Genomic DNA, 13,233 nt, shown 5'->3' with positions numbered 1-13,233 from the left:
CGGCAATCTATCAAATAAAAAACCCTTTCGGGTTCAGAAACTCAGAAAGGGTTTAAAAGTATTTATTTTTTCTTAGCCGGTGCTTTCTTGGCTGGCGCCTTCTTTTTAGCAGCTGCTTTTTTCTTTTCCGCAAAGGCTTTTGGGTCTTGAGCCGTGATCCATTTTTTCACCTCATCCAGAGACACATCTTTCAGTTCATCTGCTTCGTATTTGGAGTCATCTTTCTTTTTGGGGATTTTATAGATGTTTTTGCCATGTTTCAAAATCGGGCCCCATCTTGCATTTTCTATGGATATTTTCTCGGCTTCCCACTGTTGGATGTAGCGGTTGGCTTCCTTCTCTAGTTTTGCTTCCACCAATTCGTTGATGTCACTTTGCGATAGATTATCAAAGTTATATTTCTTCGGAACGTTGATGAATATACTTTTGTATTTGATAAAAGGGCCAAATCGACCGCTGCCTTTTGTCACCGGTTCACCTTTATAATTAGCGATTGGCGCATCAGCAATTTTCTTTTCATTAATGATTTCCTCGGCTCTTTCCTGATTCACAGACAGCGCATCTTCACCTTTTGGGATGCTGATGTACGTCTCGCCCCACTTTACATAAGGTCCAAATCTACCAACGCCTACAGAAACCGGCTGTCCATCAACTTCTTTCAAATCAAAAGGGAGCTTAAACAATTCCAAAGCCTCGTCTAGCGTGATAGTTGCAATATTTTGATTGGACATCAGCGAGGCAAATGTTGGTTTTTCCTCGTCATCCTGCTCACCAATCTGAATCATCGGACCAAACCTTCCGATTCTGGCGTGTACGTTTTTGCCGGATTTTGGGTCGGTTCCCAATAAGCGGTCACCATTAGCGCGGTCTGCATGTTCCTCTACATCTTCGATTCTTGGATGGAATTTGGAATAAAAATCCGTCATCATCTCCTTCCACTTCTGGTCGCCGTTGGCAATCTCATCAAACCCTTCTTCCACCCTTGCCGTGAAACCATAATCCAGGATTTCTGCAAAATTATTAGTTAAGAAATCATTCACCACTTCGCCAATATCTGTTGGGACAAATTTATTTTTATCTCCGCCAAACTTCTCCTCAAGAACTTCTTTTTTTACACCGGTTTTGCCCAATGTCATTTTAACGATCTCCCTTGTCTGTGGCTCTATTTCCCTTTTATCAACATACTCACGGTTTTGGATAGTCTGAATGGTTGGTGCATAGGTCGATGGGCGACCGATTCCCAATTCTTCCAATTTTTTTACTAATCCTGCCTCGGTAAACCTTGCGGACGGTCTTGTGAATTTTTCTGTTGCGGTAATTTTTTTATAGAGTAAAGTTTCACCAATTTTTACCTTTGGCAATAGCTTTTCGTGGTTTTCATCATCGTCTTCATCAGTTTTTACGATGCCGTAAGCCCTTAAGAAACCATCAAAAACAATCACTTCGCCCTGCGCTTCGAAATGTTGTGGCAACGCCGCATTTCCGATTTCGATAACCGTTTTTTCGATTTTGGCGTTTTCCATCTGAGAAGCCAAAGTCCTTCTGTAAATTAATTGATATAGTTTGTTCAGCTGTACATCGCTGATAGATTTTACAGAAAAATCAGTTGGGCGGATCGCCTCGTGCGCTTCCTGGGCAGATGAAGATTTTGTGGTATAATTTCTTGGTTTGGAATAATGATCGCCATACTCCGAAAGGATTTGTGCTTTGGCACCATTAATTGCTTCCTGAGAAAGATTGACAGAGTCGGTTCTCATATAGGTAATGAATCCTTCCTCATAAAGCCTTTGTGCGAGGCGCATTGTTGTTGTTACATTATATCCTAATCGGGAAGAAGCCTCCTGCTGAAGCGTAGATGTCGTAAAAGGCGCCGAGGCCGTTCTTGTTCCAGGCTTGGTCTCAACATTCAGAACTTTAAATTCGGTGGATTGTGATTGTTCCAGAAATTTTTCAGCATCAGATTCTTTATCAAAATCCTTTTTTAGCTTGGCGGCAATCTCCTGCTGGCCTTCGTTAAGGAAAGTCCCTTCTACTTTAAAACTTGGCTTCGGGACAAATTCGCGGATTTCTTTTTCTCTTTCAACTACTAATCTTACCGCAACCGATTGGACTCTTCCTGCGGACAATCCTGTTTTTACTTTTTTCCAAAGAACCGGTGACATTTCAAAGCCTACAATCCTGTCCAAGACTCGTCTTGCCTGTTGTGCGTTGACAAGGTTCTGGTCTATATCTCTCGGATTATCAATCGCTTTCAGGATAGCGTTTTTGGTAATCTCATGGAAAACAATTCGTTTTCTGTTTTCAGGTTTCAGTTTCAGCTCGTCTGCCAAATGCCATGCAATTGCCTCTCCTTCGCGGTCCTCATCGGAAGCCAGCCAAACCATTTCGGCTTTTTTGACGGCAGCTTTTAGCTCGGTGACCAATTTCTTTTTGTCTGCAGAAACTTCATAATCAGGCGTAAAGCTGGAAAGGTCTATTCCCATGCCTTTTTTAGGCAGATCACGGATGTGTCCAAAGCTGGACTTCACCTCATAATCGCTTCCTAAATACTTCTGAATTGTTTTTGCTTTTGCCGGGGACTCGACAATGACTAAATTTTTTGGCATCCTGAAAATTTTTGCAAAAGTATGGATTTTTGGCCATACGGAACTAATTGCGTAGTGAAGACCATGTGAAAACTGGCATTTTCACTGTCAAAATCACTCAATTAGTAATGCTTTATAATAGATCTTTTGGATGTTTACTATCTTTTTTGTTTTTCAAATCATCTTCAAAATCCTCAATCCTGTAATCTGTCATTGCATTGGCTTTTTTGATTTTTTCTTTAGAATAAAGCTTAAACTCATTTTCCGTTTTTTCCAGAAGGTAATCGTAAGGCCCAACATGAGAAATCAGCTTGATCAGTACCGGAGAAATTTCCAGGCAAATGAACAGACCCATGATAAAACTTGCTGCCAAAGCCATGATGGCAGAGCTTTTTCCAAGTTCGTCCAGCGCTTGTAACCTTGCCGCAAAACCATTAAATTTATCCTCTACTGTTTCGGTAGATTTGCGTTCGGTTTCCAAGTTTGTATAGACTTTGGAAATCTCTTTGTCCAGATATTCTAACCGTGGCTGCACCTGTTTCTGGTAGTTTTCCAGATCCAGTCTTTTCTGCTCCTTCAGCTCAGATTTCCTTTTGGCATTGGTTCCAAAACCGACTTTGCCACTCGTGAGCCCGGATTGTTTTCCCAGGATCTCTTTCTCCAGCTCTACCGAAGCAGAATCGTAAGCCAATTGGTAGTTTTTGAGTTGGTTTTGTATCGCGATTTTCTCTTTATCAAATGGCCCGGATTGTTGCATAATCCTACCATTGATCTCAGTTTGAAGCTGCTTCTTATTCCTCTGAATAATTGTGTTGAGCTGCTTGTTAACTTCCTTTTCAAAAATTTTAAGCTCCAAAGGTTTGGAAATAATAATCCCGAGAAACACCGCTAAAATCAATCTTGGAATGGTCATCAGAATCTGATTCCACCAGGTTCCGGTCTTTTTGATAGACGACACGATGTAACGATCCAGATTAAAAATCATCAACCCCCAAAGGATCCCAAACCCAATAGCTGCCGCCAAATTATCAAAAACGGTAAACATGGCGTATCCCGCAGACAATGTGGCAAAAATAGCCGTGAACAGTACAATGCCGCCAATGCCGGAAAATTTGTTCCATTCTGACGGGGATTTTTTAAGGAGATGAATATTGGCGCCGGAGCATAACATGAGAAAATGCTGAAACCAATTCATTTTATAAGCACTTGTATTTTTCATTTTTCAGATGTGTTGATTGTTAATTATTGGTCGCAATCAACTATTCAATTTGTTATAAAAAACGTTATTTTGTTACAAATAGTATTAGGCAAAACCAAATAGCTAAATTTATACCAATTTTATTAATTTTCAGTATTAAATTTTATCCATATAAAATACGCTTTCTTCCTTCTCAATTAATCTCCTACCGAGATCGTAATACCTGTTTTACCAGACTTACCATCGGCTGCTAAATCTACTTTACCCGGTTTTGACTTGAAGTCGTGGATATTGTTTTTAGAATTCCTGTCAATCAACTTCGCATAAGGATCAATACCTGCCTGCTGCGGCTCCTCATTCACAAAAAATGTAAAAGTTTTCTCCGGCTTGTCCATCTTAATTTTTTGAAAAACCAACTCTTTACCTTCCGGGTATTTCGCAGATTTTTGCCCAAAAACACCAATATCAATATAGTCTGCAACAGTAACACGCTTGGATTTTCCTTGGGCGTCAGATTTGTATTTGGCACTGCCCACAGTAAGTTTAACCTCATATTGGTTTCCAACTTTCTTATAAGACAGGTCTTTGACATAATTTTCGTAAAGCGTGATGGTTTCAAACATATCCTTTATCACATATTGTAGGCTGTCCGGCGTTTCCTTCTTCAGCAGATTTACAAATTCTACAGAATTGGTGTATGGCGGTTCCTGATATTTTTTCTGATCCAAGTATTTTTTCATTACCGAATTCAGTTTGGCTTCTCCCAAATAATCTTTGAGCGCATACATCACCACACTGCCTTTGTTATAATGGATATAATTCTGGTTTTCCACCAGCATCAGCGGCATTTCAGCTTTGGTTTCGTTGGTTCTGCCACGCAGGTATTTATCCATTTCGTAAGCCAAGAATTTTTTCATCGCAGGACGTCCATACTGATGCTCCATTACCATAAGCGCAGAATATTGCGAAAAGGTTTCGGCCATCATCACACTGCCCTGAACATTCCCGCCAATCACCTGATGCGCCCACCACTGGTGCGCCACCTCGTGCGATGTAACATAAAACGGGACATCAATCTTGGAAGGATTATTAGGTTCTACTTTGGTCAAAAACCCAATCTCTTCTGAATAAGGAATTGTATTGGGGAACGACTGCGCAAACGATGCATACCGTGGAAACTCGATAATGCGGACCTGCCTGTGCTGATAAGGCCCAAAATTTTTACTAAAATAATCCAGCGACTTCTGTATGGATGCAATCATCCGATCCAGATTATACTCGTGTCCTTTTTGGTAATAGATTTCTATATTGACATTATTCCACTTTGATTTTTTGACCTGATAATCCGCCGATAAAAAGGCATAGAAATTAAGAATCGGTGCATCCATCTTGTATGTAAAATAGCGCCTGCCATTGGATTTCCATTCTTTCTGAAGATAACCCGGCGCAATGGCAATCTGGTCTTCATCTGTAGAAATCTGCGTCTGGAAGCGGATCCAGTCTGCATCGTTGGAAATATAATTGTTCATCCTAGCTTTCAGGTCATTCACTTTTGCCATTCTTGGTTTGGGTTTCAACCCATACTTTTTCCTTGCCGAATTTTCGGAAAGCTCAGCATCATCACTGTAACCAAGCCCCGGAAGGTTATTGGAATTGAAAAACGAGCCATTTGCCACCACATCGGTTTCCACATTAGAATTTTGAAAACCGCGCGGCTGATAAGTATACTGAAACTCCATCTTAACAGAATCCCCGGGCTGCAATGGTTGGTTGAGCTTCAATAATTTTAAGCCCACCTTCTCATCATTAAAGATTTCTTTCACCGCGCGTGCCAGCTGCATCGTTTTGTAAGTATAATCCCCGTCAAGATTATTCGGATATTTAAGGATAATACTATCGATGGGCTTCTGATGTTTATTTTTTATCCAATAGGTTCCGGTAACATTCCAGCTTAATTGTTTAGGATGAAGATCAATCTTTAAGTCTGAGGATACAATCCTAGGCTGCTCAATCTCCTCCAGATACTTATATTTCTTCTCATAATCCACCCGCATTTTTTCCATCTCCACTTGTGTAAAAGAGTGGTTTAAAATCCTGGTATTGTAATAGATAACACCGCCTGTGCCAATGGTTGCCATCAGAAAAACGAAGAGTAAAACCTTATGCTGCCACCTGAATGATGTTTTGGAAAGCATGTACTTTTTGGAAAAACTTTTCTCTTTTCCCCTCGGAAAGACCATCAGTGCAATGAAAAGCAAAAACAGCATCATCAGAACCCAATATGATTTAACCGTAAGGTAACTCCACAAAGTCTGTCCAAAACCATTTAAATCAGAATAAGGCAATACCGGACCCGACGAGTTAAAATGGTACAAAATCCCGTCCCACTCCAGATAATTGAAAATAATGGGCAGAAAAATAACGGGAAACAAGACGAGAAAAAACCCAAAATATTTGTTATTGACCATCAGTTGTACAAACAAACTAAAGCCAATCAAAACCATATAATAAGGCAAATTATAAAGGTCAAACTTGAGATAAACCAATGGTTCTATATGGTAAAAACCTTTGTAAACCTGGATTCCCATGCACAAAATATTAGAAAGCAGCTGCATCGCAACTACCATCCAAACCAGTCCTAAAAATTTGGAAAAAACAAGGTTGAAATTGGAAACTGTACTGACGCCAATTAACTCATCAATCTTGTTCTCGCGCTCCCGATAGACAATATTCCCGGAAAAGAAAACGACGAGCAACAAGAGGAAAAACTGCAAACCTTCCTCGGCCAGCTCGGCCATCAGAAAAGTTACAGGGATAGATTCTGCATCGTACATCGACTTCATGTAATTGGAAATCACAACCAGCATTACCGAAAATATAAAAGCAATAATCCCGAAAAACGGCGTGTAAATAATTCTTTTCAGTTCAAAAAACGAGAGATAGAGCAGCTCCCGAAGTTTTGCCCCAAAGGAAAAATCCTTATTCACAGCCAGCACTTCTTCCAACGTTTTATCCGACTGATAAACCAGCTGTTCTGATGTACTTTTCTTTTTTCGGAATAATGAAAAAGGCTGTAAAAACTGATTGAATTCAAATTTATAGAACGTAACACCTACAGCCACCAATGCAATCCCAATCCAAAGCAACCTGTTATACAAAAGGATGCCGGAAAGCGGAATCAGCTTTTCGTTCTGTTCAAAAGGTGTCCAATATTGTGTCAATTGTCGCAAAGCATAATTCCCGAACGGATCTATTAAAGAAGCCACATCTTTGTTATCGATATCAGACAAGATGCTGTCACTCAAAATAGACAACAAAAGCAGGATAATACAGAACAGATATGCTGCAAGTGTACTCCTGGTGAAAGTGGTCAAAGCAAAGAAAATGGAGCCGAGGATAAATGTGTTGGCTACGGTAAAAATAAGAAACGGCCAAAGATAATTGATGATGCTGATTTCGCTCAAAAGCGGCGTCCCAAGACCGTACAAAGTCCCCATAAAATAGCCAAGCAACAATCCGGCAAAAACATAAATAGAAATCAGGAAATTACCGAAAAAACGCCCGAAAAAATAACCCGACTTAGTAATTGGCGTGGTGTAAAGCAGACCATGGAAGTTGTACGCATAATCCTTCTGAATGGCTGTTGACATGATAGAAATCAACATCACACCATTCAGCAGTACCATAATATTGCCACTCATCCCAACAATAATCCTTGCAATGGCCAAAGAAGAGTTTTTGGTTAAAACAGAATCTGTTGTAGAGGTGTCAAAAGCGCCAGTGGTAGCTAAACCGATTAAAATACCCAAAGCCAGAAAAACAAAAAAGTAAATCTGCGTGCTCCATTTTTTGAATCCGCTTTTGAGCTCGAAAGAGAATAATTCTTTAAACATGAGCAGGCAATTTTTCGGTAATGCTAGAGAAATAAACATCTTCCAGGTTAGACTCTACAGGAATAAAATCTGCATCGGGCTGATTTTGCGAGAAGACACGCACTTCCACTTTACCATCGGTAACATGGGTTGAGATCACATGAAGATGGGCTTTGGCAGCTTCCACTTCAGATTTTTCCATCTGTTTTTTCCAGATTTTCCCTTGGAATTCTTCAATAACTCCGCTAGGCGTTCCGTCGAGAATGATCTGTCCACTGTTAAGGATGACAAGCCTGTTACAAAGGTTTTTGACATCATCCACAATGTGTGTTGACAGGATTACAATGGTGTTCTCACCAATCTCACTCAGCAGATTATGGAAGCGATTTCTTTCCATGGGATCCAGGCCGGCTGTTGGCTCATCTACAATAATCAGTTTTGGATTTCCAAGAAGTGCCTGGGCAATCCCAAAACGCTGGCGCATTCCGCCGGAATACTCGCTGACGTTGCGTTTTCGGGCTTCGTAAAGATTGGTTTGATGCAGAAGTCCATCAACAATTTCTTTACGGTCTTTTTTATTACTGATTCCTTTCAGGATAGCAAAATGCGTTAGCAGTTCCACCGCATTTACTTTGGGGTAAAAACCAAAATCCTGCGGAAGGTAACCGAGTATTTTCCTGAGTTCTTCTTTCTGCGTCAGAGCATTGAGAGAACCAAGGTGAATCTCTCCTGAATCCGGAGCCTGCAAGCCTGCAATAGTCCGCATTAATGAGGATTTCCCCGCACCGTTAGGACCCAACAGGCCAAACATGCCTTTGCCGATGGTTAAGTTTATATTGTCTAAAGCCTTCAGGCCATTAGAGTAGGTTTTCGAAATGTTTTTAATTGTAAGTTCCATAGTTATTTTTTAAAGACTTAATAAGTTAGACGATAACTAATCACATTTGTTACAGAAAAACAAAATTGTCGTTAGAAAAAATATAATCTCAAAAAACAAAAACACCATCCTTGCAGATAGTGTTTGTATGATAATTAAATCGAACTTATACGCCGCCCGGCTTTGATGTTTCAGGATTTTTGACAATCCGATGTTCTTCGGCGTCTTGAAAAAGACGGGCTTTGTTCCATTTGGCATGTTTAGAAGGCACAATCTTATGTCCCTTTTTGTAGGCGTAAACTTTGGTAAATTCGGCGCCAAAAAATACCAATTGACAAGAATAATTAATCCACATCATCAATAAAATGACTGTTCCGGCAGCTCCAAAAACCGATGTTGGCTTGGAAAAATCAAAATAGAAACTCATCAGCATCTTTCCAATATTGAACAACAAAGCCGTTACTATAGCACCTATCCAGACGGATTTCCATTGGATTTCTACATCAGGTAAAACTTTGAACATAAAAGCAAAGAGGACAATAATAACCGCAAAGCCAAGAGCAAAATTACAAAACTGAACTAGCGCATAGGTTTCAAGCCCAAAGTAAGAGGTAATCCACGTATTGGCAAGGCCTATGAACGAAGACAACAGCATGCTGGCAAGCAGCAAAAAAGCGATGATCAGAATCATGCCCAAAGAATTGGCTCTGTCCAAAATAAACTTTTGCCAGGCTTTCTTAGGCGCCGCTTCCACATCCCAAAGGTTGTTGAGCGAAGTTTGCATCTGGAAAAATAAACTTGTTGCCCCAAAAACCAAAGTCCCTACACCCAAAGCTTTCATCCAAAAGTTTTGTTTGTCTACCACGGCACTCGCAATCATATCCTGAATGCTTTTGGCTACATCGTAACCCATAATACCTTGGATCTGCCTTCTTATTTCACCATTCACAGCGTCTTCCCCAAAAAAATGACCTGCTGTCCAGATAATAATAATTAAAAGCCCTGGTAAAGAAAATATGGCGTTGTAAGCCATACTGGCACTGTCTTTTGCAGCAGACGAGGACATCCATTCGCTAAAAGTCTCTTTCAGAATCTCCCAAAAAGAATTGAGTTGTTTCATTCGTTTTTTCTTGGGAAATTCAATCTTTGTACCAACTTATTCCGTTTTGTACCAGCCCGAGTATTTTACATAGTTATCCGCAATACGGTTGATCTCCCCTTCTATCAGGTTTTGCGAAACGTCTTTAACTTTCCTGGCAGGCACACCGGCCCATATTTCGCCTTCGCGGATATGGGTGTTAGCGGTCACCACAGCCCCGGCTGCTACGATAGAATTGCTCTCTACCAAGCAATCATCCATCACAATAGCGCCCATTCCAATCAGTACATTATCTTTGATGGTACAGCCGTGTACAATGGCATTATGCCCGATAGAAACGCTATTTCCTATAATAGTTGGGCTTTTTTGATAAGTGCAGTGGATCATCGCATTGTCCTGAACATTCACTTTATCACCCATTTTGATGAAATGCACGTCACCTCTCAGCACCGCATTGTACCAGATGCTGCAATCCTTCCCCATCGTTACATCGCCGATGATCACGGCCGTTTCTGCCACAAAAGTGTTGTCTCCCAACTGAGGTGTTTTGCCTAAAAGTTCTTTTATAATTGCCATTTTTAATGATTAATTGTTAATTCTTTATAATAATATTTTGGGCGCCTTAATCCGTCCTCCGTTCCCGCTATCCCAAAAAGCCAATGCATTTTCCAAAGCTAATTTTGGGATGAGCTCCACTCAGGCCGGGGCGCAGCTTAGTGTACATTTCACTTTTCTCCCGTGGAATTAAGAGAAATCAAACCCATAGAAAAAATCGAAAACCCGCAAAGCTTCTCATAATCAAAACTTAACACAACATTGGGATTTGCCGGCTTTTTTCTTCCACCAATTTACGATAATTTTGTAGTTCAATTTACTTAAAATGAGAGAAATCATTATAGAGCCTACCCAAAACCCAAAGGTGATGAAATTCATCGCCGACTACAATCTGATTCCCGGTTCGCTGGAATTGGACAGGGATTCTGATGTGTCAGAGATTCCTTTGGCTCAGGAATTATTCAATTATCCCTTTGTAGAAAGGATTTTTATCACGGCTAATTTTGTAGCGGTGGCCAAACAGGATTCGGTAGAATGGGAACATGTGGCAGAAAGCCTCAAAAATATCATCGAGGATGAGTTGTTGGCTAATCCTAGAATTTATCTTCAGAAGAAAAAAGAGATGTACCAGATCTATTCGGAGATGACACCCAATCCTGCGGTAATGAAATTTATCTCCAGCAAAATGCTGATGGATGGCTTTATAGAAGTTAAATCCCGCGAAGAGGCAGACAATGTCCCTTTGGCAAAAGAGTTGTTTGATGCTTTTGACTACGTGAAAGAAGTTTACGTGAGTGATAATTTTGTGGCTGTTACCAGAGACGAGCAGTTCCAGTGGCATGAGGTGATGAATCCGGTGCGCTCTTTTATTGCAGAATTTTTGCAGGCCGGCAAGACTATATCTAACGAAGAACCGCACCAGCACGAGAATCCTGTGCTTAAAATCATCAACAGAGAGTACACCAGTGATGAGCAAAAAATTAGTGACATCCTGAATGAATATGTTGCTCCTGCCGTAGAAAACGACGGAGGCAAAATTTCTTTGATTGAATACGACCAAGATAACAAAACGGCCAAAATGCTTTTGCAGGGTGCATGCAGCGGTTGCCCTTCTTCCACAGCCACACTCAAAAACGGCATCGAAAGTATCTTGAAACAATTTGTTCCGGAACTGGTAGAAAATGTGGAAGCGGTGAATGGATAATAGCTCCAAGAATCTCGGATGACATTTACCTGACAGTATTAATAAGATTTAATCATTAAGTTTGTCGTTCCGAAAGAATCTCCATCTTTAGGTTTCTTCGGAATGACAGTATTGCGTTAAAAACAAATTATTTTGAGTCAATCAAACAACAAAAAAGGAATTCTACTGGTTAATCTCGGTTCGCCAAAATCCACGGCTGTAGAAGATGTCAAAAATTATCTGGACGAGTTCCTGATGGATGAAAAAGTTATCGATTACCGCTGGATTTTTCGCGCATTATTGGTTCAGGGCATTATCCTGAAAACAAGGCCGAAAAAATCGGCAGAAGCCTACAAAACAGTTTGGACAGACGAAGGTTCTCCCCTAATCGTGATTTCCAAACACTTGCAGCAGAAACTTCAGGAGGTAGTGGATGTGCCGGTGGGTCTCGGGATGCGCTATGGCGAGCCATCCATCAAAAACGGAATCCAAGAGTTGGTAGATCAAGGCATTACCGAGATTACCCTATTCCCGCTCTATCCGCAATATGCCATGAGCACGACAGAAACTGTGATTGACAAAGCAGAAGAAGTTCGAAAAAAATTCTTTCCAGAGATTAAAATCAATTATATCGAGCCGTTCTACAACCGCGATATTTACATCAAAGCTTTGGCGGACAGCATCCGGGAAAAGCTACCTGTAGATTTTGACCTGCTTCAGTTTTCTTATCATGGCGTTCCGGAGCGACATATCTATAAAACCGATCCCACAAAAACCTGCAGCATAGACAATTGCTGTATGAAAGATGATTTGCCATCCCACAAATATTGTTACAGACATCAATGTTTCAAGGTTACAGAGCTTGTCCGCGAGCAACTGGGTCTCCCAAAAGATAAAGTAATGGTGACTTTCCAATCGCGATTGGGAAAAGATAAATGGATAGAACCTTACACCGACGCCACATTAGAAGGGCTTGGCAAAAAAGGTATCAAAAAACTGGCGATTGTTTGCCCTGCTTTTGTCTCCGACTGCCTGGAAACGCTGGAGGAAATCTCTGTAGAAGGCAAAGAAATTTTCTTACACGGTGGCGGCGAACGTTTTGATTACATCCCTTGCTTGAACGAAGATGCCAACTGGGTAAATGTTGTGAAGATCTTATCCGAAGAGAAACTGGCTAAGTTTTAACCGAGAGCATCAGCCCGCTAAAATATTTTAAAACACAAAGAAACAAGTTTATTGTGATTTTTATGTTTAAGGCACTATGAAATTTTATCTTCGATGAAATCTTTGTGCCTTTCAAAGCATTAATTTCAAAAAATAACTTTGTGCCTTTGTGATTAACCTAAAAATACAAGAATGATTTTCCGATACGCTCGCCATACCCAGAATTTGGAAAAAATGATTGATTTTTACACCAAAGTTTTGGATTTTAAAGTTCTCGGAGATTTCAAGGAGCATAATGGTTATGATGGTGTTTTTCTTGGAAAGGAGAACGAGAATTGGCATTTGGAATTTACTGAGAATAATGACATTCCTGAATCTAAATTTGATGAGGATGACATCTTGATTTTTTATCCGGAATCGTTGGAGGAATTTCAGAAGATTATTGCTAATCTTGAATCTTATAAAGTTCCCATCTTAGAACCCAAAAATCCTTATTGGATAGAGAACGGAATCTGTTTTGAGGATTGTGATCGTTATAAGATTATTCTTTCAAAGCTCAAAATTCAGTAAAATTTGTTGACCACAATGATATGTTGAAAACATGTTTATACAATAATAATCCTAGCCCTGATGGAAGCGGCATCCTTTTGCAAAAAGACTTGGATTAGCTAGGGGTTTTGTAAAAGATACAGCGGACAGC

The 13,233-nt window shown here is 40.4% G+C and carries 9 protein-coding genes; 3 read left to right on the top strand and 6 right to left on the bottom strand.

Going from position 1 to position 13,233, the window contains the following annotated elements:
• Positions 1 to 62: 62 nt before the first annotated feature.
• The 6 genes from topA to AC00Y6_RS04945 form a co-directional block, all read right to left on the bottom strand.
• A complete protein-coding gene (topA, locus tag AC00Y6_RS04970; protein WP_474489513.1) occupies positions 63 to 2,606 on the bottom strand; it encodes a type I DNA topoisomerase in 2,544 nt (847 codons plus the stop codon).
• A 112-nt stretch (positions 2,607 to 2,718) separates the two neighbouring features.
• Positions 2,719 to 3,804, bottom strand: coding sequence for a DUF4407 domain-containing protein (locus tag AC00Y6_RS04965; protein WP_474489512.1), 1,086 nt, complete (start codon positions 3,802 to 3,804; stop codon positions 2,719 to 2,721).
• Positions 3,805 to 3,980: 176 nt separating this feature from the next.
• Positions 3,981 to 7,676, bottom strand: a complete 3,696-nt coding sequence (locus AC00Y6_RS04960; RefSeq protein ID WP_474489511.1) for an ABC transporter permease/M1 family aminopeptidase — start codon at positions 7,674 to 7,676, stop codon at positions 3,981 to 3,983.
• On the bottom strand, positions 7,669 to 8,553 hold the full coding sequence (locus tag AC00Y6_RS04955) for an ABC transporter ATP-binding protein (protein ID WP_474489510.1): 885 nt from the start codon (positions 8,551 to 8,553) through the stop codon (positions 7,669 to 7,671). The genes AC00Y6_RS04960 and AC00Y6_RS04955 overlap by 8 nt, the downstream gene beginning before the upstream one ends.
• Before the next feature lie 145 nt (positions 8,554 to 8,698).
• Positions 8,699 to 9,652 carry a YihY/virulence factor BrkB family protein gene (locus AC00Y6_RS04950; RefSeq protein WP_474489509.1) on the bottom strand — a complete coding sequence of 318 codons (954 nt, stop codon included), beginning with the start codon at positions 9,650 to 9,652 and terminating at the stop codon, positions 8,699 to 8,701.
• A gap of 36 nt (positions 9,653 to 9,688) precedes the next feature.
• Entirely contained in the window at positions 9,689 to 10,207 is a 519-nt protein-coding gene (locus AC00Y6_RS04945; RefSeq protein WP_474489508.1) for a gamma carbonic anhydrase family protein, read from the bottom strand.
• Positions 10,208 to 10,511: 304 nt separating this feature from the next.
• Between AC00Y6_RS04945 and AC00Y6_RS04940 the strand changes: the two genes are divergently transcribed.
• From AC00Y6_RS04940 to AC00Y6_RS04930, 3 genes are all read left to right on the top strand, one after another.
• Entirely contained in the window at positions 10,512 to 11,390 is an 879-nt protein-coding gene (locus AC00Y6_RS04940) for a NifU family protein (RefSeq protein ID WP_474489507.1), read from the top strand.
• Between the two features lie 132 nt (positions 11,391 to 11,522).
• A complete protein-coding gene (hemH, locus tag AC00Y6_RS04935) occupies positions 11,523 to 12,554 on the top strand; it encodes a ferrochelatase (protein WP_474489506.1) in 1,032 nt (343 codons plus the stop codon).
• 171 nt (positions 12,555 to 12,725) lie between these two features.
• A complete protein-coding gene (locus AC00Y6_RS04930) occupies positions 12,726 to 13,103 on the top strand; it encodes a VOC family protein (RefSeq protein WP_474489505.1) in 378 nt (125 codons plus the stop codon).
• Positions 13,104 to 13,233: the final 130 nt, after the last annotated feature.

The organism is Epilithonimonas sp., assembly GCF_056329745.1.
Note: the sequence above shows the minus strand (reverse complement) of the source record. Positions and strands in the feature narration are given on the sequence as shown.

What these genes read in the sequence shown, in the direction of transcription:
- AC00Y6_RS04960 (WP_474489511.1), bottom strand. Translation starts at nt 7,676, where the DNA reads ATGTTTAAAGAATTATTCTCTTTCGAGCTCAAAAGCGGATTCAAAAAA.
- AC00Y6_RS04950 (WP_474489509.1), bottom strand. Translation starts at nt 9,652, where the DNA reads ATGAAACAACTCAATTCTTTTTGGGAGATTCTGAAAGAGACTTTTAGC.
- AC00Y6_RS04940 (WP_474489507.1), top strand. Translation starts at nt 10,512, where the DNA reads ATGAGAGAAATCATTATAGAGCCTACCCAAAACCCAAAGGTGATGAAA.
- AC00Y6_RS04955 (WP_474489510.1), bottom strand. Translation starts at nt 8,553, where the DNA reads ATGGAACTTACAATTAAAAACATTTCGAAAACCTACTCTAATGGCCTG.
- AC00Y6_RS04945 (WP_474489508.1), bottom strand. Translation starts at nt 10,207, where the DNA reads ATGGCAATTATAAAAGAACTTTTAGGCAAAACACCTCAGTTGGGAGAC.
- AC00Y6_RS04965 (WP_474489512.1), bottom strand. Translation starts at nt 3,804, where the DNA reads ATGAAAAATACAAGTGCTTATAAAATGAATTGGTTTCAGCATTTTCTC.
- topA (WP_474489513.1), bottom strand. Translation starts at nt 2,606, where the DNA reads ATGCCAAAAAATTTAGTCATTGTCGAGTCCCCGGCAAAAGCAAAAACA.
- AC00Y6_RS04930 (WP_474489505.1), top strand. Translation starts at nt 12,726, where the DNA reads ATGATTTTCCGATACGCTCGCCATACCCAGAATTTGGAAAAAATGATT.